Genomic DNA, 25,439 nt, shown 5'->3' on the forward strand with positions numbered 1-25,439 from the left:
GGCGGGGCGCGTCATGCGAGCACCCCGGCGGTCCGGCGTGGTCAGAGACCCTGGCATGTGCGGACGCTCCTTGAGCGGGAACCGGGAGATCTTCGGCGTGACCACGGGCCGATGGCCTGGCGGTCCGCACCGGGAAGGCGAGGAGCCGTAGCCGGTGATGCACGCGCCGAAGAGGTATCGCCTTCGGCGTTAGCTAAAGCTCCAGACCCATCCATAGTACCTGTGAAACCGGCGAACGCGGACGCGGAGCCGGTGGAGGGAAGGGGTGGGGCCGAGGGGAATGCGTCTCCGCCGCACACGGGCCGGGCTCAGGACCGGGCACCCGTGCTCTCGGGGCTGGAGCGCATACGTCAAGCGGCACGGGAGCGAAAGGAGGAGCGGTTCACCACCCTTCTGACGCACGTGGATACCGACCTGCTGCGCTTTGCCTATCGGGCATTGAAGCGGGACGCGGCTCCGGGTGTGGACGGAATGACGTGGCGGGAGTACGCGGAGGGGCTGGAGGAACGGCTGGCGGACCTGAAGGACCGCGTGCATTCCGGCCGCTACCGGGCGCATCCGTCACGCCGGCATCTCATCCCCAAGCCGGACGGCCGGATGCGGCCGCTCGGGATCGCGGCGCTGGAGGACAAGATCGTCCAGCGGGCGCTGGTGGAGGTGCTGAACGCCATCTACGAGGAAGACTTCCTCGGCTTCTCCTACGGCTTCCGGCCGGGACGGGGGCAGCACGACGCGCTCGACGCGTTGGCGGTGGCGATCGGCGAGTGCCGGGTGAACTGGATCCTGGATGCAGACATCCGGGCGTTCTTCGACAGCATCGACCACATGTGGATGATGCGGTTCCTGGAACACCGGATCGGCGATGCCCGCGTCCTGCGGCTGATCCGCAAGTGGCTGACGGTCGGCGTGGTGGACGAGACGGGGAAACGGCAGCCGGCGACGGCCGGCAGCCCGCAAGGGGCGGTGGCATCGCCGCTGCTGGCCAACGTCTATCTCCACTACGTCTACGACCTGTGGGTCCGGCAGTGGCGCCAGCGCCACGCGACCGGGACCATGGCCGTGGTGCGCTACGCCGACGACACCGTCGTCGGGTTCGAGCACCGGTCGGACGCCGAGCGGTTCCTCGCGGACCTGCGGGAGCGCCTGGCGCGGTTCGCCCTGGAACTGAACGCCGACAAGACCCGCCTGATCGAGTTCGGCCGGCAGGCAGCTGCCGACCGGGCCAGGCGCGGCGCGGGCAAACCGGAGACCTTCGACTTCCTGGGCTTCACCCACATCTGTGGGCGGTCCCGGCGTGGCGGCTTCCTGCTGAAACGCCAGACCCGGCGCCAGCGCAAGCAGGCCAAGCTCAAGGAAATCAAGGAGGAACTCCGGCGACGCCGGCACCAGGGCATCCCGGAGCAAGGCCGGTGGCTGGGACAGGTGATGAGCGGCTTCTACGCCTACTTCGCCGTCCCGACCAACTACCGGGCCCTTGCCAACCTGCGCTACCATGTCGGCGTCCTGTGGATGAGGGCGCTGCGCCGGCGCAGCCAGAAGGACAAGACACCGTGGGAAAAGCTCACGCGCCTTGCCGATCACTGGCTGCCACGGCCGCGCATCATCCATCCCTGGCCCGGAAACCGCTTTCGCGTCAAACACCCAAGGTGGGAGCCGGATGCCTTAATCGGGCACGTCCGGTTCTGTGCGGGGGGCGCCCGGTAACGGGCGTCCCTACCGCGATTACTTATCGATTTCTTATCTGCGTCCATCTGCGTGCATCTGTGGCCAAATCCCTTCTCTCAGCCCGGCGCGCCGGACTCGGTGCTGGGCTCGGGCTTCTCGGTTTTGCCGGCTTCCTGGGAGACCTGGCCCGGCTTGTTGCCGCGGTTGGTTTCCGGCGGGTTGTGGACGGCGTCCGGGCCGTCGGGGCTCGGCGGGTTGGCCTTGGGGTCCGTGTTGCCGCCGACCCGGTGGAACTTGTCTTCCTGCTCGGCCATGGGGCCACTCCTTGGTTCAGATGCTCGGACCGACCTCAACAGGAGGGCGCCGGGGCGGTTCCCGATGGCGTTTTTCCTGGTGGCCGGCGGGCCGGGGTGGCAAGATCGTTCGTCGTCGTCCCTCATGATCGTGCGCGAGGAGGAGCCCGTGGGCACCCATCGCCTCAATCTCCTCGGCGGGTTCGACCTTCTATCGCCAGCCGGATCGCCGATCCCCCTGACCGCCCGCAAGCCGATGGCCTTGCTGGCGTACCTGGCCCTGCGCCCCGGCCAGTCCCACCCGCGCGAGAAGCTCGCGACGCTGCTGTGGGAGGACAGCCCCGACGCCCTCGCCCGCAGCAGCCTGCGCCAGGCGCTGGCCCTGCTCCGCCGCTGCCTGCCCGTCCTGACTGCGGAGGGCGACTGCGTCGCCGTCCCGGCCGAAACCCTCGCCACCGACGTCGATGAGTTCCGGGCCGCCGTCGCCGACGGCTCCCCCGCGCAGCTCGCGCGGGCGGCGGAACTCTATCGCGGCGACCTGTTCGACGGCGCCCCGTCCCGCTCGCCCGCCTTCGAGGACTGGCTCCAGGTCGAGCGCCAGCACCTGCGCGAGCAGGTCCAGGGCGTGCTGGGGCGCCTGCTCGACCACGTCCTGGAATCCGGCGACACCGAGGCCGGGGTCCGCCACGCGCTGCGGCTGCTGGCGCTCGATCCCCTGCGCGAGCCGGCCCACCGCGCCCTGATGACGCTCTATGCCCGCCAGGGCCGCCACGCCGCCGCCCTGAAGCAGTACCAGACCTGCCGCTCCGTCCTGGAGCGCGAGTTGGGCGTGCGGCCCGAACATGAGACCGAAGCGCTCCTGCGGGAGATCCGGGAGCGCCGCCGCACCGGCCGGGCCGATCCGCCCAACCCCGCCGCGGCACCCCTCCCGGAAGCCGGCGAGGCGCCGCCCCGCCCCTTCCCCTCCGCCCCCGAGCTGCGCGTCGCCGCCATCCTCTGCGCGGCCCTGTCCGGGTCCGACACCGCCGATCCGGAGGAGCTGCACAGGCAGGCGGCCGACGCGGTCGGCCATGTGGAGCGCATCGCCCGGAGCTATGGCGGCGACCTCTACCGCCACGCCGGCAACACGGTGATCGCGGCGTTCGGCGCGCGCCGGTCCCACGGCAACGATCCGGAGCGGGCGCTGCGCGCGGCGCTCGACCTGCGCGCCGGGGTGGACGGCACGGCGGAGCCTCCCGGCATCGGCGTTTCCTGCGGGCTGGTCGTCGTGGACGGCGGGCCGGACTTCGTGCTGACCGGCACCGCCATGCAGGAGGGGAACCGGCTCGCCACCCTGGCGGGACCCGGCGACATCCTGGTCTCCCACGGGGTGAGGGAGGCGCTGGACGGGTTCCTTGATCTGGAGGGCGGCGACCTTGAAGGCGGCGGGCCGCCCTGGCGGGTGCGCGCGTTCCGCACGGCCGGCACCGGCAAGGCGGCGGCCTCCCGCCCCTTCGTGGGGCGGCGGGCGGAGCTGCACCAGTTCAACGGCCTGCTCGCCGCCTGCCGCGAGACCGGCAGCGGCACCGTGATCCATGTCCGGGGCGAACCGGGCATCGGCAAGACCCGGCTGGTGGAGGAGTTCCAGGCCCTGGCCGGCGCCCAGGGCCTGCGCTGCGTCACTGGCTGCGTGCTCGATTTCGGCGTCGGCCGGGGCCAGGACGCGATCAAGGCGGTGGTCCGGGACTTGGCCGGGCTGCCGGAGGCCGGCGCGCTCGGCCCGGAGCATGGGATCCACCTCGCCCCCCTGCTCGACCGGCCCCTGCCGCCCGACCAGCGCTCCGTCTACGACGCGCTGGACCACGGCACCCGCGATCTCGGCCGCCGCGCCGTTATCTCGGCGCTGGTCCGGGCGGCGGCCGACAACCGGCCGCTGGTCCTCACGGTCGAGGACGTCCACTGGGCCGATGCTCAGGTACAACCCTACATCGCGATGCTCGCCGGTCTGGTGGCCGACTGCCCGCTGATCCTGGTGCTGACGACCCGGGTCCAGGGCGATCCGCTCGACGCCGCCTGGCGGGCCGCGGCCGGCGGGGTGCCGATCATGACCATCGACCTCGGCCCCCTGCGCCCGGCGGAGGTCCAGAGCCTGGCCCAGACCCTGGCGCGCGCGATGGCGACGGACGACCGGGCCTTCGCCGAAAGCTGCGTCACCCGGTCGGGCGGCAACCCCCTGTTCCTGGAACAGCTCCTGCGCAGCCGGGGCACCGCCGGCACCGTGCCGGACACCATCCACTGCATCGTGCTGGCGCGCACCGACGCGCTGCCCCTGGCCGACCGCCGGGCGCTCCAGGCGGCCTCGGTGCTGGGCCAGCGCTTCGACCTGGACGCCCTGCGCACGCTGCTGGACGACCCGGGCTACGGTATGGCGACGCTGCTCGACCAGGCGCTGGTGCGCCCGGCGGCCCCTGATGGCGGAAATGGGGGCGGCTACCTGTTCGCCCATGCCCTGGTCCAGGAAGCCGTCCATTCCGGCCTGCTCCGCTCCCGCCGCTGCGAGCTGCACCGCCGCGCCGCCGCGTGGTACGCCGGGCGCGACCCGGCCCTCCATGCCGAGCACCTGGCCCAGGCGGAGGACCCGAACGCCGCCGCGGCCTTCCTGGAAGCCGCCCGGTTCCACGCCGCCGGCTTCAGGTTCGAGCGCGCTCTGTCGCTGGTGGAGCGCGGGCTGGCGCTGGATTGCGGACGCGCCGAACGGTACGAGCTGGCCTGCCTGCACGGGGAGGTGCTGGACGCGCTGGGGTCCGTCGCCCCGTCGATCCGGTCCTACGGGCAGGCCCGCGACCTGGCGGAGACCGACGCGGAACGCTGCCGCGCCTGGCTCGGATTGGCGTCGGGCATGCGCGTGGTGGACGACCTCTCCGGTGCGCTCGACGCGCTGGAGCATGCCGAGGCGGCGGCCATGCGCGCCGGCCTCGCGGCCGAGCGGTTCCGTATCCACCACCTGCGCGGCAACCTGTGCTTCCCGCGCGGCGATTTGGACGGCTGCCTGCGCGAGCACGAGGCCGCGCTGGACTGGGCGCGGCGCTCGAACGAGCCCGACCTGGAACTCCACGCCATGAGCGGGCTCGGCGACGCCTACTACCTGCGCGGCCGGATGATCACCGCGCACGGCTATTTCTCCCGCTGCATCCGCCGGGCGCGCGAGCGGTCGCTGCCCCGGATCGAGGCGGAAAACCTCTACATGGACGCGGTCACGCGCTTCTTCATGAACGATCCCGGCGCCGCCCTCGCGACCGCCCGGGACTCGATCGACGCCGCGGTCCGGATCGGCCACCGGCGGGCCGAACTGATCGGCCATATCGTCGCCACGGAGATGCTGGGCGAACTGGGCGAACTGGGCGACGAGGAGGCCGCCCGCCCCCATTTCGCTCGCGCCCAAGCCCTGGCCGCCCAGCTCGGCGCCTGGCGCTTCGAGGCCGAGAACCTGCTGGGCCTTGGCCGCATGGCGCTCCACCGCGGCCGTCGGGAGGAGGGGCTGAACCTGCTGCGGCAGGCGCTGGAGATCGCGCTGCGCACGGGGGAAGGGTATCTCGGCCCCAGCATCCTTGCCCTGCTCGCCCTGGCGACCGAGGCGCCGGGCGAGCGCCGCCGCCTGCTGGCCGAGGGGGAGGCGATGCTGGCGCGTGGGAGCGTCAGCCACAACCACCTGTATTTCCACCGCGAGGCGATCGAGACGGCGCTCGACATGGGGGACTGGAACGCCGCCGACCGCTACGCCGACGGGCTGGAGGACTATGCCAGCCCCGAACCGCTGCCCTGGAGCGGCCTGTTCACCGCCCGCGGCCGCCTGCTCGCCCGCTTCGGCCGGGGCGAGCGCGGCGACGGCCTGCGCCAGGACCTCACCCGCGTCCTGAAGACCTGCCGCGCCGCCGCCCTCGACCGCCACACCCCCCGGATCGAGAGGGCGCTGAATGAATTCTAGCTTTTCGTAGGTCGGCCTTGGCCCGCAGGGCCAACGCCGACACCCCATGCCGACGCTCCGGCCATGGAGTCGGCGTCGGCCTTCGGCCGAGGCCGGCCTACATCCGCTCCAGGTCCAGGAGCGCGCGGTCGCCCGCCCAGGCGTGCCCGAGGACTTCGGCGGTCTGCTTCGCGGCCTCCTCGTCGCCCCGCGCCTCGTGGACCTTCATCATGCCGTACAGGGCCCAGCCGTTGTTGCGCGACCGCGTCAGGCTCGCCGCGAAGGCCTGCTCGGCCTCGTCGATCCGCCCGGCCCGGAGCAGGGCGGCCCCCAGGGACTGCTGGACCGGATAGTACCAGAACGGCGGTTCCATATAGGGAAGTTGCCCCTCCAGCGCCGCCGCGGCGGCGAACTCCGCGATGGCCCCGTCCAGGTCGCCGCGGGCCTGGGCGATCCTGGCGCGGACCACGTGGCGCGAGATCTCCAGGACGGTCGATGCCGGGATCCCGGCGGACTCCAGCCCCTCGATCTCCGCGGTCTCCCGCAGCGCAAGGATCGCCTCGGCCTCGCCCGCCGCACCCGCCGCGTCACCGGCCGAGGCCAGCGCGGCGCCGCGGGCGTAGTGCCACATGGCCTTCACGAACGGGAACTCGTCCGTGGGCGCCGGCACCGCCATCACCGTTTCCGGGGTGCTGAACTGGGCATGGGCGAAATAGGGGGCCGCCATGATCGGCTGGACCCACGGGATGGTGCGCGCCGCCTCGTCGGTCACGGTCGCCCGCAGCTTCTCGGCGGCCTCCACCGCCGTCGGCCCGTCCCCGGCCATCTGGGCGGAGACCAGCAGGAAATGGATGTTGTGCGGATAATAGGCCGAGGGATAGATCCCCCCGGTGCCGATGCTCTCCAGATAGGCCTCGTCGGCCGCGACCGCGCGCCGGTTCGCTTCCAGCGAGTCCAGGTAGCGGCCGATGCGGTAATAGATGTGCGACGGCATATGGACCAGATGCCCCGCCCCCAGGTCGAACGACGCCAGCCGGTCGGCCCCCGGCACCGCCCGCTCCGGCCGGTCCGACGCCTCCACCATGTGGATGTAGTAGTGGATCGCCCCGATATGGTCCGGGTTCCGCGCCATCACGGATTCCAGCATCCCGACGATCTCCGCCGTCCGGCCCTTGGGCTCGGCCCCGCCGGCCTGCCAGTAGTCCCAGGGCGACAGGTTCATCAGCGCCTCGGCGGTCAGGACCGCGATCTCGGTATCCTCGGGGTAGCGCAGCGCGACGTCGGCCATGGCGTCGGCATAAGCCTTGTCGAGGGCTGCCCGGTCTGCCGTCCCCCCTGCGGCGTAGCGCCGCGACAGCGCCCGGATCAGCGCCTGTTCGTGCGGCCGGGCGTTCGCGGCGAGCCGCTCCGCCCGGGCCAGCGCGGGGGCCACGGCGCCGGCATCCATCGGCGCGTTGATGTTCGGCCCCAGCACCAGCGCCTCGCCCCAGAAGCACAGGGTGCAGGCCGGGTCGATCCGCTGGGCCATGCGGAAGGCGCGCCGCGCCTCGGCGTGGTTGAAGCCGTAGGCCAGCCGGAGCCCCTGGTCGAAATAGCGCTGCGCCAGGGGCGAGGCCGTCGTGACCGGATAGGTGACCGTGCCCAGGTTCGGCCACAGCGGCACGTCGGAAAGGTCGTCATGGACGTCCTGCGACATGCCGCCCGCGGGCGGGACGAAGGGCTTGGTCTCCACCTTCATCGGCTGGTGGTGCATGCCCTGGTGCTGGGTGCCCGTCTGGGCATGGCCGGGACCGGCCAGGGCCAGCATCGCGGCCGTGACAAGGCCGGCCCGGAGCGAGGTCCGCAGGGTCGAACGGGTCATGTTTCCACTCCGTTTCCGAATTTTCAGGAAGGTTCTCAGGCCTGGAGCCGGGCCATGCGCTGGCGCGCGCGCCCGGCCGCGGCTTCGTCGCCGGCCCCGGGGTGGGCGCGGGCGGCGAGCGCCCAGTTGAACGGGCTGGACGGCTTCAGGTCGGTCCGTTCCGCCGCCAGCGCCCGGGCCAGCTTCGCCCGCCCGCCGCGCAGCGCCGCCTCGATCAGGGTCAGGGTGATCACGTCGCGCTGGGCGTTGCTGCCGCCGAACCGGTGGGATACCGCCCGCGCCTGGGTCAGCAGGTCGATCGCGATGTCGTGGAAGCCCTCCGCGAAGGCCCGGATCGCGGCGCAGGCCTTCAGCCCGACCTCGCGGGTCATGGCGGCGTTGCTGCCGGTCCCGGCGGCGCGCCGGTTCAGCACCACCAGCAGCCGGCGGGCGGCATGGTCGCGGCCGGCCCCGGCGAAGGCCATCATGGCGTGCATGTCGTTGAAGGCGTAGTAGCCGTCCTCGGCCATCGGCTCCCAGGCGTCGGCCACGGCATCCCAGCGGTCGCCCACATCGATCCCGCGCAGGTGCAGGCGCCACAGCATGGAGGTGGCGTCCACCAGCTCGATCGCCGGCCCGCCCGGCCGGGGCCGGATGTGCTCGTCGTAGATCGCCAGGGTCCTCTCCGGCTGCCCGTGGTCCAGATGGTAGAGCGCCAGGTGCCACCAGTTGTGGACCGCCAGCATGTTGTCGGGCGCCCAGTCGTCCACCCGCTTGGTCATCCAGCGGATGCCGTCGCCCAGCCGGCCCTCCATCTCCATCACGTGGGCGACGGCGTGGATCGCCCAGGGGTCGCGCGGCGTCAGCTCCACCGCGTGGCGGCCCGCCTCCTCCGCCCGGCGGAACATGTTGTTCTCCTCCAGCCCGAAGGCGTGCATCCCGAGCACGTAGCCGTAGCCCGGCATGGCGGCGTCCCACTGCGGCAGCACGCGGGCCGGCCGGTCGCGCAGCAGGGCGGTGTTGCCGACGAAGAAATCCACCTGATGGGCCACCTGGAGCGCCAGCAGGTCATGCGGATGCTCCAGCAGCACCTCGCCGTACAGGTCGCCCGCCCGGTGGAAATCCCCGTCCAGCCAGGAGCGGAGCGCCGCGACGTGGCCGCGCTCCCGGCCGTTGGCGGAGCCGGCCAGCGCCTCCGCCGCCTCGACGCTGCGGCGGAGTTCCGGTTCGGCCGACTTCTCCGCGGCCATCAGCATCAGGGCCGCGCGCAGGCAATGGCCCATGACGAAGCCGGGGTTCTCCTCCAGCGCCTCGTCGATGACCGCCAGGGGGTCGGCGAAATAGCCGTTCAGCAGTCCGAGCGCATGTTCGAATCGGTCGAGCGTGCGGCGGTCCGAAGCGGACACGGGCTCGCCGCGCAGGTCCTTGAGGCTCATGATGGGGCATCCCTGTGGTGGTCGGTCCCTATTCCCGGACCGACGCTACCCGCCGCCTGTCACCGCGCCGTCATGGGGAGCGTGAATGCTCCGTGAAAAGCGCCGGCGAGGACCGTTCCCGCCCCTTTTCTTCGGTGGTGCCCCCTTCCGCGGCGTACCGTCAGGCCGCGCGCGCCGTCGGCAGGTCGGCCGACGGGAACCGGAGGACGAAGACGGTGCCGTGGTCGTCCCGGAACTCGCACTCCCCCCCGATCTGCTGCACCAGTCCCTGGATCAGGCGGCTCCCCATGCCGACCCTGCGGCCGGGCTGGTAGCCGACGCCGTCGTCCCGGACCCGCAGGACGGCGTGGCCGGCGCCCTCCGGCGCGAGCGTCACGGTGATCAGTCCGGCCCGGCCGTCGGGGAAGGCGTGCTTGAAGGCATTGGAGACCACCTCGTTGACCACCAGCCCCAGCGGCAGCGCCTGGTCGGCGCCGACCGTCACGGGCTCCAGCTCGCACCGGACCTCGACCCCCGGCCCGTAGCCGTCGTGCAGGCCCGCGACGAGCCTTCGGACATAGTCGGCCAGATCGACCTGGCCGAACTGGTCCGATCCGTAGATATGCTCGTGGACCGCCGTCATGGCCGCGATCCGGCGCATCAGCTCGCTCTTGCCCTGCGGATCGCCGGGCTGGAGCTGGATCAGGGACGAGACCGTCTGGAGATTGTTCTTCACGCGGTGGTGGACCTCGCGCAGCAGCATCCGGTTTTCCTCCAGCGCGACCGCCAGCGCGTCGCGGGCCCGTTCCTCCTGCCGCAGCAGCTTCACCACCCACAGCGACACCAGCAGCAGCGCACCCCCGAAGAAGGCGGCCATCAGCGCGATCTCGCCCAGCCGGCTGCGGAGATCCTCGGTCAGGACGCTGGTCGGAATGCCGATCACGGTGACCAGCGGCAGGCCCTCCACCCGCCGGTAACCCACGATCCGCGGACGCCCGTCCGCCGGGGAGGCGGGGGTCTCGTAGGATCCTTCCGCGGCCTTGGGCAGATGCTCGGTGAACAGCGCGTAGCCGGCCAGGTTCAGCGTCCGCTCCGGCACCGGGAAGCGCGCCACCAGCCAGCCGTCGTCGCGCAGCAGCCCGACCGTGGACCCGGGGCCGAGATCCATGGACTGCCAGAACTGCGCCAGCAGATCGGCCGGGACATAGATGATCGCCGCTCCCAGGAACTCGCCGCCGCGCTCGATCCTGCGGCCGATCGGGAACACCTTCCGGGCGGTGCGCCGGCCGTTCACCAGGGGGCCGATGTGCCATTCCGCCCCGGCCTTCAGGGCCTGGAAATAGTCCCGGTCGCCGATGCCGGCCGGTGCCAACTCCGGCTCGTCGGTCAGCACCGCGTCGCCGTCCGCATCGAACACCCAGACATGGACGGCTCCCGGCAGCGCGCCGACCTCCGTGTCCAGGCCGCGGACGATGCCGCCGCCGTGCAGGTCCGGGCTGGCGTCCAGGGCCTCGTCGATCCGCCGCAGCGCCTGGAGGTTGGCCTCGATCAGCCAGCGGATATGCGTGGACGCCAGATAGGCGGCGCTGGCGGCGCGCGCCTCCACCGCCGCCCGCGCGTCCTTCCGGCTCTGCCAGATGAACTGCCCCGCCAGCGAGAGCACAAGGACAAGCAGCAGCGCCGTCAGGGCAAGGGCGGCGGCGACCGACCGGCTTGCCCGCTTTTCCGGCGGGGCGGCGTTCAGATCGGCTGCGGGTCCGCCGGTGGTCATCAGGCTCCCTTGGTGTCCCGTTGTCCCGCTTCCCAGTCTACGTGACCAGGGCCGATCCTCGTGCGGATTTTTCGGGAGCCCCTTCCGATGTCCGGCCGAAGGCGTCAGTTCGCGCCCGCCGCCGCCGTCTCGAACAGCTTGGCGAGGTCGGGGCCGACCTTGGCCGCCCAGGTCTCGAAGGCCGGGCGGGTCGCCGCCTTGAAGGCCGCCAGCTCCTCCTCGGTCGGCTCATAGACCTCCATGCCCTTCTGGCGCAGCAGCTCGATGCCCTGGGCGGTCTGCTCGCGCGTCAGGGTCCGCTGGAACGCCATGGCCTCCTCGGCGGCGCTCTTCACGCCGGCCTTGGTGTCGTCATCCCACGAATCCCAGCGCTTGCGCGACACCCCCAGGAAGATCGGGTCGTAGGAATAGTGCCAGGTGGTCAGGTACTTCTGCACCTCGTACACCCGCTGCGGGACGATCACCGCGCCGATCGGGTTCTCCTGCCCGTCCACCACGCCCTGCTGGAGGGCGGAGAAGGTCTCGACCCACTGCATCTGCTGCGGGTTGGCGCCCAGCGCGTTCATCACGTCGATATACATCGGGCCGGCGACCCGCATCTTCAGGCCCTTCATGTCGTCCGGCGATTTGATCGGGCGGACGTTGTTGGTGACCTCGCGGAAGCCGTTCTCGCCCCAGGCCAGGACGACGATGCCGTGCTTGTCCAGGATCCCGGCCATCCGCTCGCCCGGCTCGCCGCCCGTGGCCGCGTCCACCTGCTCGTAGGAGGTGAACAGGTAAGGCAGCGAGAAGGCCGCCATCTCCGGCACCAGCGGCGTCACGTTGATCGCCGAGGTCATGACGAAGTCGATGGCGCCGCGCCCGACCATCTCGGCCTGCTTCATCTGGTCGCCGCCGGTCAGCGTCGCGTTGGCGAACAGCCGGACCGTGTGCTTGCCGCCCGTCTTCTCCTTCAGCAGCTCGGCGAAGCGCTCGCCGCCCTTGTGCCAGGTGGTGGCGTCGGACGTGTTGTGCGACAGGCGGAAGGTGTCGGCTTCCGCGCTCCCGATCGCGGCGAGCCCCAGGGCCGCGGCGACGGCGATGCCCTTCAGGGCGGTTGCGATCTTCATGGTGTGTTTCCTCCTTGGTAAGATTTTCAAACGCCCGGTCACCGCAGGGCGAACAGCGAGATCCACGGGAAGATCGACAGGATCGCCAGCCCGATCACGCTGGTGATCAGGAAGGGGATGGCGCCGATCGCGATGCGCTCCAGCGACAGCCGGGTGATGTTGGCGGCGACGAACAGGTTGATCCCGACCGGCGGGGTGAACAGGCCGATCGACAGGTTGACCATCAGGATCACGCCGAACCAGACCGGGTCCCAGCCCAGCTCCCTCACCACCGGCAGGAAGATCGGCAGGGTGATGAACATGATCGTGATCGCGTCCATGAACATCCCGGCGATCAGCAGGATCACCGCGATGACCAGCAGGATCACCCATTCATTGTGGCTGAGCCCGAGCAGCACGGAGGAATACTGGCCGACCATGTCGTCCACCGTGACCACCCAGCCGAACAGGCTGGCGAAGGCCACCACCAGCATCACCACCGCGGACGAGGCGCTGGCCTCCGCCAGGGCCGAGAACAGCACCCGGGGCGTCAGCGTGCGGTAGATCGCGACGCCGACGAACATGGCGTAGACGGTCGCGACGATCGCCGCCTCGGTCGGCGTGAAGACGCCGCCATAGATGCCGCCCAGGATCACCACCGGCGTCAGCAGCCCCCAGAAGGCGTCCGCGAAGGCCCGCCCCAGCCGCGCGAAGTACGGCAGGCCGGCATAGGGCTGCTCCAGCAGCGCCACGGTGCCGTTCCCTTCCCTCGGGCCGCCCTCCTGCGGGCGCCCGCGCGACGCGAACGGCAGGGCCGCCAGCATCAGCACGCCCATCAGAAGGCCGGGAACGATCGCGGCCAGGAACAGGTCGGAGATCGATGTCTCGGCGATGACTCCATAGATCACCAGCCCGATCGACGGCGGGATCACGATCGACAGGGCGGCGCCGGTGCAGACCAGGGCGGCGGCGAAGGGCCGGGGATAGCCGTCCTCCGCCATGCTCTTGATGATCAGCGGGCCGATCGCCGCGACCGAGGCCGGCCCCGATCCGCTGACCGCCCCCCAGAACAGGCAGACCACCGTCCCGACCACGCCCATGCCGCCCGGCAGGCCGCCGATCAGCACCCGGAAGAACCGGATCATCCGCTCCGCGATGCCGACCACGCCCATCAGCGACCCGGCCAGGATGAAGAACGGCACCGCCAGCAGCGAGTATTTCGTGATGCCGGTCGTGATCAGGTCGCCCGCCAGGTCCAGGCCGAAGCCCAGCTCCCACATGGCGACCATGGCGGAGAGGCCCAGCGCGAAGGCGACCGGCAGCCTCAGGAACAGCAGCACGAAGAAGACGATCACCATCAGCGTGCCGACGCCCACTCCAAGGAAATCAGCCATGACCGCCCCCCGGTGCCCCCTCCGACCGCAGGTCCCGCACCGCCCTGGCCGCCTGCTGCACGAAGCGCGCCATCACCAGCAGGAAGGCGGCGGGGACGGCGACGGTGTAGTACCAGGCCGGGATCTGGAGCGCGTAGGACAGCACGCCGGTGGCCATCTGGTTCGCCACCAGCTCCGCCGTGAACCAGGCCGCCGCCGCCAGCAGCACGCAGCCCAGCGCGGTCGCCAGGATGGTCAGCGCGACCTTGCCGCCCCGCGGCAGCAGGTCGTGGAAGACGGTCACCGCCAGATGGTCGCCCCGCTTGGCGGCGATCGCGGCGCCCAGGACGGTCAGCAGCAGGAAACCGTTGATCAGCAGCTCCTCGGTCGAGGCCAGCGACCGGCTGCTCAGGTAACGGACCAGGATGTTGGCGAATCCCAGGCCTGTCATGCCCAGGAAGATCAGGGCGCACAGCCCTTCCTCGAAATAGTCGATCACCGCGCGCATGTCATTCCTTAGGATTCTCCCCCCAGTCGCCCGAAGCCCCCGGGCCCGCGCCGGAACCGATTTCCATTTGCATTACCGGCGCGAAGAATATTGAAGTGCGTTTTGAATTCAATAAGCTTCGGCACCGACGCCCCGATAACCCGGGCGCCGCAGGAATGAGGAAACGGGACCATGGCAGGAAACGGCAGGATCGTAGGCTGGGCGCACACCGTGTTCGGCAAGGCGGAAGCCCCGGACACCGAGGCGCTGATGGCCCAGGTCGCGGGGGCGGCGCTCGACCATGCCGGCGTCCCGGCGGAGTCCGTGGACGGCATCTATGTCGGCGTCATGAACAACGGCTTCTCCAAGCAGGACTTCCAGGCGTCGCTGGTGGCCCTCTCCGACGAGCGGCTGGCCCACGTGCCGGCGACCCGGCTGGAGAACGCCTGCGCCACCGGCTCCGCCGCCCTCTACGCCGCGCTGGACTTCGTGGAGTCCGGCCGGGGCCGCGTAGCATTGGTGGTCGGCGCGGAGAAGATGACCGCCACCCCCGGAACGAAGATCGGCGACATCCTGCTGGGCGCCAGCTACCACAAGGAGGAAGCCGACATCGAGGGCGGTTTCGCCGGCATCTTCGGCCGGATCACCCAGGGCTATTTCCAGCGCTACGGCGACCGGTCGGAGGAGCTGGCCCGCATCGCGGCCAAGAACCATTCCAACGGCATGGCCAACCCCTACGCCCACATGCGGAAGGATTTCGGGTTCGAGTTCTGCAACGCCGTGTCGGAGAAGAACCCCTACGTGGCCGCACCGCTGCGCCGGACCGACTGCTCCCTGGTGTCCGACGGCGCCGCCGCCCTGGTGATCGCCGACGCGGAGACGGCCGAGACCCTGGAGCGCGCGATCGCCTTCCGGGCGCGCCGCCACGTCAACGACATGCTGCCGCTCAGCCGCCGCGACCCGACCGCCTTCGAGGGCGCCCGCCGGGCCTGGCGCGGCGCGCTGGAGGACGCCGGCCTGACCCTGTCCGACCTCAGCCTGGTCGAGACCCACGACTGCTTCACCATCGCGGAGATGATCGAGTACGAGGCCATGGGCCTCGCCGAGCCGGGCCAGGGCTACCGCGTGGTCCGCGACGGCACCACCGCCAAGGGCGGCAGGCTGCCGGTCAACCCCTCGGGCGGGCTGAAGGCCAAGGGCCACCCGATCGGCGCCACCGGCGTCTCCATGCACGTGATGGCCGCCCTCCAGGTCATGGGGGAGGCCGAAGGCATGCAGATTCCCGGCACCGACCTGGCCGGCGTGTTCAACATGGGCGGCGCCGCCGTCGCCAACTACGTGTCGATCCTGGAGCGGGTGAAGTGACGGACAACAGGCCCGTCACCACGCGGGTGATGAACCTCGCCCACTTCCTGACCCAGGCGGCGCGCCGCCACGGGGCGGAGGTGGGCTTCGTCTGGGGCGAGCGCACCTGGACCTGGGGCGAGATGGAGCGGCGGGTCGACGCCATGGCCTCCGCCCTGCTCCACCGGGGCGTCGCCAAGGGCGACCGGGTGCTGGTGCAGTCGAAGAACTGCAACCAGATGTTCGAATCCATGTTCGCCTGCTTCCGGATCGGCGCCGTCTGGGTCCCGGCCAACTACCGCCAGACCCCGGACGAGGTCGCCTGGCTGGCCAAGGCCGGCGGCGCCGCGGCGATGATCTGCCACGCCGCTTTTCCGGAGCACGCGGCGGCCTGCCGGGCCGCCCAGCCGGGCCTGCGGAGCATAGTCTCGATCGGCCCGTCCGACTTCGGCGACGACTACGACGCGCTGGTCGCCCGCCACGACGGCGAGAAGCCCGCCGCGGCCGCCGTGGACCGCGACGACCCCTGCTGGTTCTTCTTCACCTCCGGCACCACCGGCCGGCCCAAGGCCGCCGTGCTGACCCACGGCCAGATGGCCTTCGTGGTGACCAACCACCTGTGCGACCTGATGCCGGGAACGACCGAGCAGGACGCCTCGCTGGTGGTAGCCCCCCTCTCCCACGGCGCCGGCATCCACCAGCTCGTCCAGGTCGCGAGGGCCGCCAAGACGGTGCTGCCGGCCTCCGAACGGCTCGACGTCGAGCAGGCCTGGGCGATGGTGGAGCGGTGGCGGATCACCAACATGTTCACGGTGCCGACCATCCTGAAGATGCTGGCCGAGCACCCGTCGGTGGACCGATACGACCATTCCAGCCTGCGCTACGTGATCTATGCCGGCGCGCCGATGTACCGCGCCGACCAGAAGCACGCGCTGGACAGGCTCGGCCCCGTGCTGGTCCAGTATTTCGGGCTGGGCGAGGTGACCGGCAACATCACCGTCCTGCCGCCCCGCCTGCACAGCCTGGAGGAGGGCGAGGGCGCCCGGATCGGCACCTGCGGCTTCGAGCGGACGGGCATGCAGGTCTCCATCCAGGACGACGCGGGCCGCGAGCTCGCCCCCGGCGAGACGGGAGAGATCTGCGTCTGCGGCCCCGCCGTCTTCGCCGGCTACCACGACAACCCCGACGCCAACGCCAAATCGTTCCGCGACGGCTGGTTCCGCACCGGCGACCTGGGCCACATGGACGAGCAGGGCTTCCTCTACATCACGGGACGGGCGTCCGACATGTACATCTCGGGCGGGTCGAACATCTATCCGCGCGAGATCGAGGAGAAGATCCTGATGCACCCCGACCTGGCGGAGGTCGCGGTGCTCGGCGTCCCCGATCCCCAGTGGGGCGAGGTCGGCGTCGCCGTCTGCGTCCCCCGCCCCGGCTCCACCCTCGGCGAGGCGGAGCTGCTGGGCTGGCTGGACGGCAGGATCGCCCGCTACAAGATGCCCAAGCGCGTCGTCTTCTGGGAGGAACTGCCGAAGTCCGGCTACGGCAAGATCACCAAGAAGCTGATCCGCGAGGAGCTGGAACGCCGAAGCGCCCCTGCTCCCTCGCCGAACGGCTGAGGAGGGTGCGCGTCCCGCGCACCCCGGGCGGCGGGACGCCGCCCCTCCGACATGATCTCCCCTGACCCGGCATCCAGGCACCATGCAAGACACCGTCATCGGCATAGACCTCAGCACCACCACCTGCAAGGCGATCGCCTGGGACCGCGACGGCCGCGCGGTCGCCGAGGGCCGCGCCCCGCTGAGCCTGGAGCGCCCGGAACCCAACGCCTACGAGCAGCACCCCGACGCCTGGTGGCGGGCTGCCCAAACCGCCCTCCGCCAAGCCCTCGCCACCGTCCCCGCCGCGTCGGTCGCCGCCGTCGCCGTGGTCAACCAGCGCGAGACGGTCGCGGTCACCGGCGCCGACGACGCGCCGCTCCGCCCCGCGATCCTGTGGCTGGACGAACGCCGCAAGGCGGAGGTCTCCGCCCTATCCACCCGCGTCGGCGTCGAGCGGATGCACGCCCTGACCGGCAAGCCGCTGGACTTCGCCCCGGCGGTCTACAGCCTCGCCTGGATGGCGCGGGCCGAGCCCGACCTGTTCGCCCGCGTCAGCCACGTCTACGATCCCCACGCCTGGCTGGTCCGCCGCCTGACCGGGGAATTCACGACGAGCTGGGCCAGCGCCGACCCGCTCGGCGCCTTCGACATATCCTCCCACGCCTGGGCGGACGAGGTGATCGGCGCCCTGCCGATCGCCCTGGACCCCGGCCGTTTCCCGCAGGCCGCGGCCCCCGGCACCGTCGTCGGCCGGATCACCCCGGAGGCGGCCGCCGAGACCGGCCTGCGCGCCGGCACCCCGGTCGTGGCCGGCGGCGGCGACGGCCAGGCCGGAGGGCTCGGCACGGGTGTGGCCGGGGCCGGCACGGCCTATCTCAACCTCGGCACGGCGATCGTGTCCGGCGTCTACGACCGGCAACCGCGGATCGACCCCGCGTTCCGGACTCTGTGCGCGATCGACCGCCAGGGCTATATCCTGGAGACCTCGCTCCGGTCCGGCACGCTGCTGGTGAACTCCCTGATCCGGCAGATGTTCGGCCTCGACCCCGACGCCGATCCCGGCATCTTCCGCCGGCTGGAGGCCGAGGCCGCTTCCGTGCCCCCCGGCAGCCGCGGCCTTCTGCTGCTGCCCTACTGGAACGGCGTGATGAACCCCTACTGGGACCAGGACGCCCGGGGCTGCCTGCTCGGCCTTTCCCCCGACCACGGCCGGGCGGAGATCTACCGCGCGCTGCTGGAGGGAATCGCCCTGGAACAGGCCTTCGCCACCGACCGCGTCGTGGCCGCGACCAGCCAGCCGGTGGACAGCTTCGTCGCGATCGGCGGCGGCTCCGCCAGCGACCCGTGGTGCCGGATCATCGCCGACATCACCGGCCGTCCCGTCGTCCGCGCCGAGACGGCGGAAGCGTCGAGCCTGGGCGCCGGCATCGCCGCCGCCGTCGGGGCCGGCTGGTACCCCGGCTTCGAGGAAGCCGCCGCCGCCATGACCCGCACCGGCGCCGCGTTCCACCCCGACCCCGCCGAGGCCGATTTCCACGCCGACCTGCTCGGCCTCTACGCCGACCTGTACCCGAGGCTGCGCGACCTCTACCCGCGCCTCGCCCAGCTCAACCGGCGCTGAACCCGCCGTCCACCGTCAGGCAGGTGCCGTGGATCATGGCGGCGGCGTCGCTCAGCAGGAAGGCGACGGAGGCCGCCACCTCCGCCGGTCGGGCGAACCGCCCCAGCGGGATGCGGGCCAGCATCGGCCCCGATTTGGCTGGATCGCTCCACGCCTTGTCCGCCATCGGGGTCAGCGTCACGATCGGGTTCAGGCTGTTCACCCGGATGCCGTGCGGCCCCAGCTCCAGCGCCATTACCCGCGTGACCGCGTCGAGCGCCGCCTTCGACGCGCAATAGGCCGTGTGGTCGCGCGTGCCGACATCGGCGGCGAGGCTGGACACATTGACGATCGCCCCCGGCACCCCGCGCCGGACAAGGTCGCGCGCGACCTCCTGCGCCACGATCAGCGGCGCGCGGGTATTGACGGCGATGGTGCGGTCGAACGTCTCGGTGCTGGTATCAAGGAAGCTTTCCAGCTCGACGATCCCGGCGCAGTTGACCAGCAGATCCACCGGCAGCACCGTCCGGACCGCGGCCCGCGTCGCCTCCGCATCGGCCAGATCGACCGCGACCGGCACGCCCAGCCCTTCCAGGTCGGCGGCGGTGCGGCCAAGGGCGATGACCTCCGCCCCGCACCCGGCGAGCAGCAACGCCACCTCCCGCCCGATCCCCTTCCCGGCCCCGGTCACCAGCGCGCGCTTGCCGGTGAAATCGTAGCGGACCATGGTGTTGGCTCCCGTTCAGTTGACAGGGCGCCGAGTGTCGGGGGCCAAGGGCGGGATGGCAAGGCTTCGGATGGGTTGGCCGCCGATCCAGCCTGTCAGGCCGTAGCCCGTAGGTCGGCTACAGCGAAGCGGCAGCCGACAATCCGGCTGCCAGCCTGTGGCAGCTTGAAACAGACGGGGATCGGGACTTCAGCGACGCAGAAGCCGGGCGGGCCAGCTGATTATGTCCAGAAGCCTGTCGCCACTGCCGGTTTTGCGCTGCATGTCCTCACGGACCTTGGCAGCCTGCCAGAGTGCCATGGCAAGAAAGTAGAAGGCGGGCACGAGGGCCAGCAACACATCAGGCTCCATTGCTCCCGTCTCCCTTGCCCACGTCCGAACTCAAAGTGGCGATTGCCATATCAACATTATAGGCAAAAATAGTTCCCGCGACAACAAGTGTGCAAACGGCTAGCCATGCAGCCCAATGTTGTGAAACGCCAGACACTGCCATCAGGCCAAAGAGCAACCATAGGAAGATCGTTACCGATAAGAGATGATAGAAGCTCACCTTCAGGTGCGTTGTCCATTTGCGTTCGACCTTGGAAACGTTCAAGAGCGAGCCCGATCCAAGAGCAAGGGCAAGGAAGATCAAGTGGCCAAGCCAGTTTTGATTCTCAAACGCGATCGCATTTTCGAATTTTATGACCTCAATCGCAACGGAAGCTGCAACAAGTAGATGGGCTAATAGGGGAAGCAGGCCCAATAAACAACCAACATAGAACGTAGTTTGTGCTTCTCGCTTACTTTCACTGATTTTCATCGCATTACGCCAAGAATCAGAATTAACCTTACCGCTTTGACCACTGCATATTCATTGGTCACTGCATCCTAGCGTATTATCACGGCTCGCCGCAACAATGGTGACGCCGATCAGCAATATTTTCACTGATCTCGTTCGCGACACTTAGGCTTGATACTAAACGCATCGACTGGACGGCTTGAATGTCTGCATTTCCAATACTCGAAGAAAGAAACATCCGTCATGTGATCCAGTGTCAATCCCTGAATGGATTAGTTATTGAAGGCCCATTCAAGAATCATTTCAATTCATGATAAAATACTGTGGTAAACGCTCGCCAAAATGGAAACAAAACTCTTGCCAATACATGTAGCATATAATGAGCAGCACTGTAGGGCCGCAGTGCCTTTTCAAATCTGATAACAGCCACCTTTGTATTGTTCACGGGCCTTCCCGCACAGCTTCTCGGCATTAGCAAAAAGGGTCATTTCAAAATGGACAAGCGGGTGACCTCGCCTATCGCTTAAACTTTTAATAAGTTTAAGGTACTCTCGATAAGTATTGTCGCGCTCTAAAGACTGCCAGCCTCCCTCATCCACAAGAAGCTTTTTCCCAAATGTTTTGGTAAATCCACTCTTTCCGTAGATTTTTGTGTTCCGGCCTTGGGGATAATTGAAGAATACTCCCGGTCCGTGCGGCTTGCTGAAGATTATTTGTACAGCATTGAGTGCCGCTGCAACGCGAGAGTCATAAATCGCATACTTTTCAGGATTGGCAATTGCGAAGATTTTTGAGTAGGTTGTGACTCTCTCGATTGGTAAAGGCGGATCATCCAAGCCAGCAAGATCAACGTACCGTTCGAGATTTTCAGGTTTATTCCTCGGTATGCCGCCCCATTTTACGACAATATCGTGAGCTATGGATATTCTTTTATTACGATCGCCTAGCCTCCACTCCGCTGATTTCTCGCTCTTCCAAACAATTGTCTGGTCATAATTGCGAGAATTTTTCCCTCGTGGCCAGCAATACTCTAAGAACTCTGAGGCATCAGAATCGAAATAATCATCGACAGCTTGGATCATGATACTCCGCCCTTAACTACCTTTGATCGTAATGGCAGAACATTCACAATAGTCAATCTCGGGCACGTTCAAATCAAGTCCTGTTAAGTATACATTAAGTACAGTATCATGAATCCAAAACGAATCCGGATGAACGTTCTGCGTAGCCAATCCGGTGCCTCTACTCACCCTAGCTTGTCCAAATTGAGCTCAAGAACACACTCTTGACTTTTCGGAGTAACCCCCTCAGTCTCGCCACACCCATGCACCCGCAGGGCGGCCGAACCGAGAAGGTGGAAGCTCTCGATCCGGCCTGACCATCGATAACCCCCATTTAGGATGAGTATCAATGGCTGACGCACTCCATAGCACAACGCCCGGCGCGTTGCCGCGCCGAAATTTCCCGTCATGGGCCGCGGTGGTTCCCACCGCCGCGGCGGGGTTGAAGGGGGGCGTCGCGGTTTTCCGCGGCGTCCCGATCGGCGGAGCGCCACTTCGTCGGATGCGCCCGGCCGCCTGACCACCGCGTCCGCCGTCGCGGCTCCCGACCCGCTCGGGCCTGACCTGATCCCGCCCGGGATGGCTCGGTGCCGTCCCGCAACTCGCTCTTTTCAGCATCGCGCCCTCCCCGCCCCTGCGGCCGGATGCGCGGAGCGATCTCCCATGTCTGGAAAACCTATGCATTTCGAAAGCTCGGCGTTGCTCGAACGTCGCTCCTGCCCGGTTGCCCCGGCCTGAACGGAGTCAATGAATGCGCACTCTCGGGAAGCTATTGGTTATCTGGGGCGCGCTGCTGCCGCTCCTGATCCTGCCCACCACCGCCGACAGTATCAGCCAGAAGGTCGCGGTCCTGAACCTCCGGCTCGATTACCAAGCCTACATGTTCGGCGAGGAGGTGGGTTACGATTCCGTGATCGTCGCCGGACTGATCATTGTCGGCATCGGGCTGTCCTTCCGCGCCATCGGCCGGGCGGGGCAGCGTTAGCGTGAAACGCCGATTACCACAGGCGTGTCACGATGCCGTCAAAAACCGTGTCGGCCGACACCAGAGGCAAGTTGTAGTGCATTGCCGTGGCTGCCAGCAATCGGTCGAACGGATCGCGGTGAGTCCAGGGCATCATGCCTGCCGCAATGCAGATCGCTGGATCGAAGCCTGCGACCGATCCGCCCTGTTCGTCCAGCAGTGCCGCCAATTGGCCGACGAAGGGCTCCATCTCCGGCCATTTGCCGAGCCGGACCTTCTGCGCGATTTCAAAGAACGTTATCGGGCTGACCAGCACCATGTCAGCCGCCTCGATGGCGGCAAGGGCCGGCTTCGTCAGGCGTCCGTCCCCGGCCAGGCTCCAGGCCCAGGCATGGGTATCGAGGAGGATCGCCGTCACCGGCCCCCTTCCCACAGATGGAGATCGCTCTCGTCCATCGGCTCGAAAAAGTCGGGACCGGTGCCAAGCTTACCCTTGAGCAGACCGATCTTGAACGATCCTTGCGAGACCGGAACGAGCCGGACAACCGGCTTGCTGCCCTTGGCGATGACGATTTCCTCGCCGCTCAGCGCCGCCTCGATGAGCTTGGACAAGTTGGTCTTGGCAGCGTGAATGGTAACTTGCTTCATTCCAGCCCCTCCTGACAGGAGGGACACTCTAGTCAGCCCGCCTAGGTTAGTCAAGTTAGCTAGGATGATCTTGCCGCCATCATGTGCGGACTGTCTACCCACGGTGGAAGATGGCATATGAAAGTCTGGAGTCTCCCCACAGACAGAGACGCTCTCATCGAGACAAGACCTTGTCGGAGAGTGCGCGTCTCGTGAACCGCGGGTGCCGGATGATTGCAGACGGAAATGATTATCCAAGCCTTATCTGCGCCCATCTGCGTTCATCTGTGGACAACTTATTGACTTGAAACAGCATCAACCAACTTCGGGTTGTTTCGGGTAAATTCCAGGATCTTCTCTTCAAATGCGAAGACAACAAGGCGATGACCGGTTCGAGCGACGTGGCGGACGGACGTGAATTACCAATGGCCAGGACACATTGTTCTGTATTTGTTCCCCATTTTCCTGTAAGCTCCCCGGCACCATCTACCGCCGAGGGCCGCCGCCATGTCCGATGCAACTCCCGTGATCCGCCTCACCGCCCGGCACGAGGCTTTCTGTCAGGCCATGGCCGCCAATGTCGGCGGGGCCGAGGCCGCGCGCCGGGCCGGCTATTCGCCCAAAGGCGCCAAGCAGCGCGGGGCGTACCTGATGGCCCGGCCGGAGATCCGCATCCGCGTCGATCAGCTCCGGGCGGCCCGTTCCGCCGGGATCGAGGTCGAGTTGAAGGAAGCGGCAGAGACGGTCAAGGCGATCATCGCCGACGCGATGGAGAAGAAGCAGTGCGCCCTGGCGCTGCGCGCCGTCGAGCTGCGCCTGAAGCTGTGCGGCATCATGCTCGACAAGCGCATCCCCCATCTGTTCACGGCCGCCCCGCACCCCGACGCCGACCTGGAGGCGCACGACTTCGACCCGGCCGAGGAGAACGACGGGCGCATGGCCGGCGCGGCCGTTGAAATAGTGACCTCGAATAGTGACCCGGCGCCGCGATCGAAGACAGCTCCCAAGCCGGCCCCCTTCGCCCCGCGCCGGGCACCCGCCTTGATGACCTCGACCTCGCTGACCTCGACCTCGTTGACCCAGCCCGGCCGGTGGACCAGCGCAGTAGCTTTGGTCGGGTCGCCGTAGGTCGGCCTCGGCCGAAGGCCGACGCCGACACCATCGCCGGAGCGTTGATGCGAGGCGTCGGCGTTCGCCCTGACGGGCGAAGGCCGACCTACGGCACACCGCGCCGGTTCCGTCACTCCAGGTTGGTGTGCCGCGCGCGCATGTCCTCCGCGCCGATGCCCAGCCTTTGGCGCAGCAGCAGGACCAGCACTTCGAAGAACACGTACTGCGCGCCCTCGAAGGCGCTTCCCATGGACAGCACCGCGCTGGCCGCGGGGCCGGAATCGTTCGCCATGGTCTGGGCCGGCAGGCACATCACCAGGTCGGCGGCGCGCGCCGCACCGCCTCCGGGCTGGGCGGTGACGACCGCGACCCGGGCGCCCGCCGCCTTCGCAACGACCATCAGGGCATTGACCGTCGCGAACTCCCCCGGCCCCGCGCTGACCACCAGCAGATCGCCGGCGCCGACCGCCGGCGTCGTCATGTCGCCCACGGGATGGGCGTCCAGGCCCATGTGGAACAGGCGCATGGTCAGCGCCCGCATCATCAGCCCTTCCCGGCCGACGCCGTGCAGGACGATTCGCCGGGCGGCGGCGATCGCCTCGACCAGTTCCGCCACCGCCGTTTCGTCGATCGTCCGGAAGGTCGCGGCGATCTCGGCGCAGGCTTGGGAAGCCAGTGCTGCAACGCTCTCGGTCATATCATTTCCTGGGTCGTTTCCGGGGTCAATTCGGGGGTCATTTCCGGGGTTGGCGGCTGACCAGCCGTTCGGCGGTCGCCTCGTCGATCACGAGCTCGTGGACGAAGTTGCGCAGCAGGACGGCGCGGATGATGTCGGCCTTGTACGGCCCGCCGGACACCAGGACGACCTTCCTGACCCGTTTCAGGTCCTCCAGGTCCAGCGCGATCACCCGGCGGTTCAGCGGGTGGTCGACCTCCTCGCCGTCCTTGTTCAGATAGTGGCCCAGCAGGTCGCCGACAGCACCCGCGGCCTTCAGGGTCTTGGCGTCCTCCGGGCTGACCAGCCCCAGCTCGATCATCAGCGACCGCTTGGTCAGGTCGCCGACGGTGACCAGGGCGATGTCGGCGGTGCGGGCCTTGCCCAGCACGTCCTGGACCGAGGCCTCGGCCAGGATCATGTCGCGGTACTCGTCCGAACTCGCATAGACCGGGGCCGCCAGGTAATAATAAGAGCCGCCGAACAGGCTGGCGAAGCTCGACGCGATCTCCGCCGTGTTGTTGGCCGAGCCGTAATGCAGGCCGCCCAGCAGCGACAGCACCGTCATGTTGGGCAGCGACCGGCCGCGCGTCTCGCGCACCGCCTGCCGCAACGTCCGCCCCCAGCCGACCGCCAGGGTGCAGCCGTCGAACACCTGGTCGTGGATATAGGGCGCCACGCCGACGCCCAGGACGCGGAAGATGAAGCGGTCGTCCTCCGGAGTCGGCACGACCGTCACCCGCGACAGGCCGTAGAGCTGTTCCAGCTCGTATTCCAGCTTGATGCAGGAGGCCAACTTGGAATTGATCCGGATCTGGACGACGCCGGTCTCCCGGCTGGTCGCCAGGGCCTTGTTGACCCGCACCCGCGTGATGCCGAAGCGGTCCGCGATCTGCTGCTGGGTCATGTCGGTGATATAGTAATACCACGCGATGCGGATGTTCAGCTGCTCGTCCGAGCTGGTGGCCACATCGTCGTCCAGGCTCCTGGTCTGCACGGCTTTTCCTTCCCGCATCGTCGGACCGTCCATCGTC

General features: G+C 68.6%; 22 protein-coding genes. 7 read left to right on the top strand and 15 right to left on the bottom strand.

Features of this window, described 5'->3' with window-relative positions; genetic code table 11:
• The first annotated feature begins 222 nt into the window (after positions 1–222).
• Entirely contained in the window at positions 223–1,704 is a 1,482-nt protein-coding gene (gene ltrA / locus IGS68_RS31800) for a group II intron reverse transcriptase/maturase (RefSeq protein WP_247881505.1), read from the top strand.
• Between the two features lie 77 nt (positions 1,705–1,781).
• On the opposite strand, the gene IGS68_RS31805 is transcribed toward ltrA, so the two are convergent.
• The gene (locus IGS68_RS31805) at positions 1,782–1,979 is read right to left on the bottom strand and encodes a hypothetical protein (protein WP_201083310.1); all 198 of its coding nucleotides are present in this window, start codon (positions 1,977–1,979) and stop codon (positions 1,782–1,784) included.
• A gap of 64 nt (positions 1,980–2,043) precedes the next feature.
• Here IGS68_RS31805 and IGS68_RS31810 point away from each other — a divergent pair, with 64 nt between their 5' ends.
• Entirely contained in the window at positions 2,044–5,922 is a 3,879-nt protein-coding gene (locus IGS68_RS31810; protein WP_206379362.1) for a BTAD domain-containing putative transcriptional regulator, read from the top strand.
• 97 nt (positions 5,923–6,019) lie between these two features.
• On the opposite strand, the gene IGS68_RS36225 is transcribed toward IGS68_RS31810, so the two are convergent.
• The 6 genes from IGS68_RS36225 to IGS68_RS31840 all read right to left on the bottom strand — a co-directional run bounded on the left by IGS68_RS36225 (position 6,020) and on the right by IGS68_RS31840 (position 13,896).
• On the bottom strand, positions 6,020–7,762 hold the full coding sequence (locus tag IGS68_RS36225) for a tetratricopeptide repeat protein (protein WP_305800093.1): 1,743 nt from the start codon (positions 7,760–7,762) through the stop codon (positions 6,020–6,022).
• Between the two features lie 35 nt (positions 7,763–7,797).
• Complete coding sequence (locus IGS68_RS31820) at positions 7,798–9,177, bottom strand: tetratricopeptide repeat protein (protein ID WP_247881506.1); 1,380 nt, start codon at positions 9,175–9,177, stop codon at positions 7,798–7,800.
• A 160-nt stretch (positions 9,178–9,337) separates the two neighbouring features.
• The gene (locus IGS68_RS31825; protein WP_201083312.1) at positions 9,338–10,927 is read right to left on the bottom strand and encodes a sensor histidine kinase; all 1,590 of its coding nucleotides are present in this window, start codon (positions 10,925–10,927) and stop codon (positions 9,338–9,340) included.
• Positions 10,928–11,031: 104 nt separating this feature from the next.
• Positions 11,032–12,036, bottom strand: coding sequence for a DctP family TRAP transporter solute-binding subunit (locus tag IGS68_RS31830; RefSeq protein ID WP_201083313.1), 1,005 nt, complete (start codon positions 12,034–12,036; stop codon positions 11,032–11,034).
• 38 nt (positions 12,037–12,074) lie between these two features.
• On the bottom strand, positions 12,075–13,409 hold the full coding sequence (locus IGS68_RS31835) for a TRAP transporter large permease (protein WP_201083314.1): 1,335 nt from the start codon (positions 13,407–13,409) through the stop codon (positions 12,075–12,077).
• Positions 13,402–13,896 carry a TRAP transporter small permease gene (locus IGS68_RS31840; protein WP_201083315.1) on the bottom strand — a complete coding sequence of 165 codons (495 nt, stop codon included), beginning with the start codon at positions 13,894–13,896 and terminating at the stop codon, positions 13,402–13,404. The genes IGS68_RS31835 and IGS68_RS31840 overlap by 8 nt, the downstream gene beginning before the upstream one ends.
• Before the next feature lie 171 nt (positions 13,897–14,067).
• Here IGS68_RS31840 and IGS68_RS31845 point away from each other — a divergent pair, with 171 nt between their 5' ends.
• The 3 genes from IGS68_RS31845 to IGS68_RS31855 all read left to right on the top strand — a co-directional run bounded on the left by IGS68_RS31845 (position 14,068) and on the right by IGS68_RS31855 (position 18,441).
• Complete coding sequence (locus IGS68_RS31845) at positions 14,068–15,240, top strand: acetyl-CoA acetyltransferase (RefSeq protein ID WP_201083317.1); 1,173 nt, start codon at positions 14,068–14,070, stop codon at positions 15,238–15,240.
• Positions 15,237–16,838: an acyl-CoA synthetase gene (locus IGS68_RS31850; protein WP_305800094.1), complete on the top strand. Its 1,602-nt coding sequence runs from the start codon at positions 15,237–15,239 to the stop codon at positions 16,836–16,838. Before IGS68_RS31845 ends, IGS68_RS31850 begins: the two co-directional genes overlap by 4 nt.
• 82 nt (positions 16,839–16,920) lie before the next feature.
• Complete coding sequence (locus IGS68_RS31855; protein ID WP_201083318.1) at positions 16,921–18,441, top strand: xylulokinase; 1,521 nt, start codon at positions 16,921–16,923, stop codon at positions 18,439–18,441.
• Here the strand turns inward: IGS68_RS31855 and IGS68_RS31860 are convergent.
• From IGS68_RS31860 to IGS68_RS31875, 4 genes are all read right to left on the bottom strand, one after another.
• A complete protein-coding gene (locus tag IGS68_RS31860) occupies positions 18,428–19,147 on the bottom strand; it encodes an SDR family oxidoreductase (RefSeq protein WP_201083319.1) in 720 nt (239 codons plus the stop codon). The two genes, IGS68_RS31855 and IGS68_RS31860, sit on opposite strands and share 14 nt — an antisense overlap.
• A 189-nt stretch (positions 19,148–19,336) precedes the next feature.
• Positions 19,337–19,498: a hypothetical protein gene (locus tag IGS68_RS31865; RefSeq protein ID WP_201083320.1), complete on the bottom strand. Its 162-nt coding sequence runs from the start codon at positions 19,496–19,498 to the stop codon at positions 19,337–19,339.
• Positions 19,488–19,949 carry a hypothetical protein gene (locus IGS68_RS31870; protein ID WP_201083321.1) on the bottom strand — a complete coding sequence of 154 codons (462 nt, stop codon included), beginning with the start codon at positions 19,947–19,949 and terminating at the stop codon, positions 19,488–19,490. The genes IGS68_RS31865 and IGS68_RS31870 overlap by 11 nt, the downstream gene beginning before the upstream one ends.
• Positions 19,950–20,338: 389 nt before the next feature.
• The gene (locus IGS68_RS31875; protein ID WP_201083322.1) at positions 20,339–21,010 is read right to left on the bottom strand and encodes a hypothetical protein; all 672 of its coding nucleotides are present in this window, start codon (positions 21,008–21,010) and stop codon (positions 20,339–20,341) included.
• A gap of 730 nt (positions 21,011–21,740) precedes the next feature.
• On the opposite strand from IGS68_RS31875, the gene IGS68_RS31880 reads away from it, so the two are divergent.
• Entirely contained in the window at positions 21,741–21,974 is a 234-nt protein-coding gene (locus tag IGS68_RS31880; RefSeq protein ID WP_201083323.1) for a hypothetical protein, read from the top strand.
• Between the two features lie 13 nt (positions 21,975–21,987).
• Here the strand turns inward: IGS68_RS31880 and IGS68_RS31885 are convergent, their stop codons facing one another.
• Complete coding sequence (locus IGS68_RS31885; protein WP_201083325.1) at positions 21,988–22,371, bottom strand: type II toxin-antitoxin system VapC family toxin; 384 nt, start codon at positions 22,369–22,371, stop codon at positions 21,988–21,990.
• On the bottom strand, positions 22,368–22,601 hold the full coding sequence (locus IGS68_RS31890; RefSeq protein WP_201083327.1) for a type II toxin-antitoxin system Phd/YefM family antitoxin: 234 nt from the start codon (positions 22,599–22,601) through the stop codon (positions 22,368–22,370). Before IGS68_RS31890 ends, IGS68_RS31885 begins: the two co-directional genes overlap by 4 nt.
• A gap of 486 nt (positions 22,602–23,087) precedes the next feature.
• On the opposite strand from IGS68_RS31890, the gene IGS68_RS31895 reads away from it, so the two are divergent.
• Positions 23,088–23,708, top strand: coding sequence for a terminase small subunit (locus IGS68_RS31895; RefSeq protein WP_201083329.1), 621 nt, complete (start codon positions 23,088–23,090; stop codon positions 23,706–23,708).
• 112 nt (positions 23,709–23,820) lie between these two features.
• Here IGS68_RS31895 and IGS68_RS31900 read toward each other — a convergent pair whose 3' ends face one another.
• Positions 23,821–24,387 carry an SIS domain-containing protein gene (locus IGS68_RS31900; protein WP_201083331.1) on the bottom strand — a complete coding sequence of 189 codons (567 nt, stop codon included), beginning with the start codon at positions 24,385–24,387 and terminating at the stop codon, positions 23,821–23,823.
• A 37-nt stretch (positions 24,388–24,424) separates the two neighbouring features.
• The gene (locus IGS68_RS31905; RefSeq protein ID WP_201083333.1) at positions 24,425–25,402 is read right to left on the bottom strand and encodes a sugar-binding transcriptional regulator; all 978 of its coding nucleotides are present in this window, start codon (positions 25,400–25,402) and stop codon (positions 24,425–24,427) included.
• Between the last annotated feature and the right edge of the window lie 37 nt (positions 25,403–25,439).

Origin of the sequence: Skermanella sp. TT6 (genome assembly GCF_016653635.2) — a bacterium.
Taxonomy (GTDB): Bacteria; Pseudomonadota; Alphaproteobacteria; order Azospirillales; family Azospirillaceae; genus Skermanella; species Skermanella cutis.

Bases quoted from the DNA above. Each gene is read 5' to 3' on its own strand.
- IGS68_RS31840 (WP_201083315.1), bottom strand. From the start codon at position 13,896: ATGCGCGCGGTGATCGACTATTTCGAGGAAGGGCTGTGCGCCCTGATC.
- IGS68_RS31810 (WP_206379362.1), top strand. From the start codon at position 2,044: ATGGCGTTTTTCCTGGTGGCCGGCGGGCCGGGGTGGCAAGATCGTTCG.
- IGS68_RS31875 (WP_201083322.1), bottom strand. From the start codon at position 21,010: ATGATCCAAGCTGTCGATGATTATTTCGATTCTGATGCCTCAGAGTTC.
- IGS68_RS31895 (WP_201083329.1), top strand. From the start codon at position 23,088: ATGTCCGATGCAACTCCCGTGATCCGCCTCACCGCCCGGCACGAGGCT.
- IGS68_RS31830 (WP_201083313.1), bottom strand. From the start codon at position 12,036: ATGAAGATCGCAACCGCCCTGAAGGGCATCGCCGTCGCCGCGGCCCTG.
- IGS68_RS31805 (WP_201083310.1), bottom strand. From the start codon at position 1,979: ATGGCCGAGCAGGAAGACAAGTTCCACCGGGTCGGCGGCAACACGGAC.
- IGS68_RS31845 (WP_201083317.1), top strand. From the start codon at position 14,068: ATGGCAGGAAACGGCAGGATCGTAGGCTGGGCGCACACCGTGTTCGGC.
- IGS68_RS31825 (WP_201083312.1), bottom strand. From the start codon at position 10,927: ATGACCACCGGCGGACCCGCAGCCGATCTGAACGCCGCCCCGCCGGAA.
- IGS68_RS31880 (WP_201083323.1), top strand. From the start codon at position 21,741: ATGCGCACTCTCGGGAAGCTATTGGTTATCTGGGGCGCGCTGCTGCCG.
- IGS68_RS31855 (WP_201083318.1), top strand. From the start codon at position 16,921: ATGCAAGACACCGTCATCGGCATAGACCTCAGCACCACCACCTGCAAG.
- IGS68_RS31865 (WP_201083320.1), bottom strand. From the start codon at position 19,498: ATGGAGCCTGATGTGTTGCTGGCCCTCGTGCCCGCCTTCTACTTTCTT.
- IGS68_RS36225 (WP_305800093.1), bottom strand. From the start codon at position 7,762: ATGACCCGTTCGACCCTGCGGACCTCGCTCCGGGCCGGCCTTGTCACG.
- IGS68_RS31890 (WP_201083327.1), bottom strand. From the start codon at position 22,601: ATGAAGCAAGTTACCATTCACGCTGCCAAGACCAACTTGTCCAAGCTC.
- IGS68_RS31900 (WP_201083331.1), bottom strand. From the start codon at position 24,387: ATGACCGAGAGCGTTGCAGCACTGGCTTCCCAAGCCTGCGCCGAGATC.
- IGS68_RS31870 (WP_201083321.1), bottom strand. From the start codon at position 19,949: ATGAAAATCAGTGAAAGTAAGCGAGAAGCACAAACTACGTTCTATGTT.
- IGS68_RS31860 (WP_201083319.1), bottom strand. From the start codon at position 19,147: ATGGTCCGCTACGATTTCACCGGCAAGCGCGCGCTGGTGACCGGGGCC.
- IGS68_RS31835 (WP_201083314.1), bottom strand. From the start codon at position 13,409: ATGGCTGATTTCCTTGGAGTGGGCGTCGGCACGCTGATGGTGATCGTC.
- IGS68_RS31820 (WP_247881506.1), bottom strand. From the start codon at position 9,177: ATGAGCCTCAAGGACCTGCGCGGCGAGCCCGTGTCCGCTTCGGACCGC.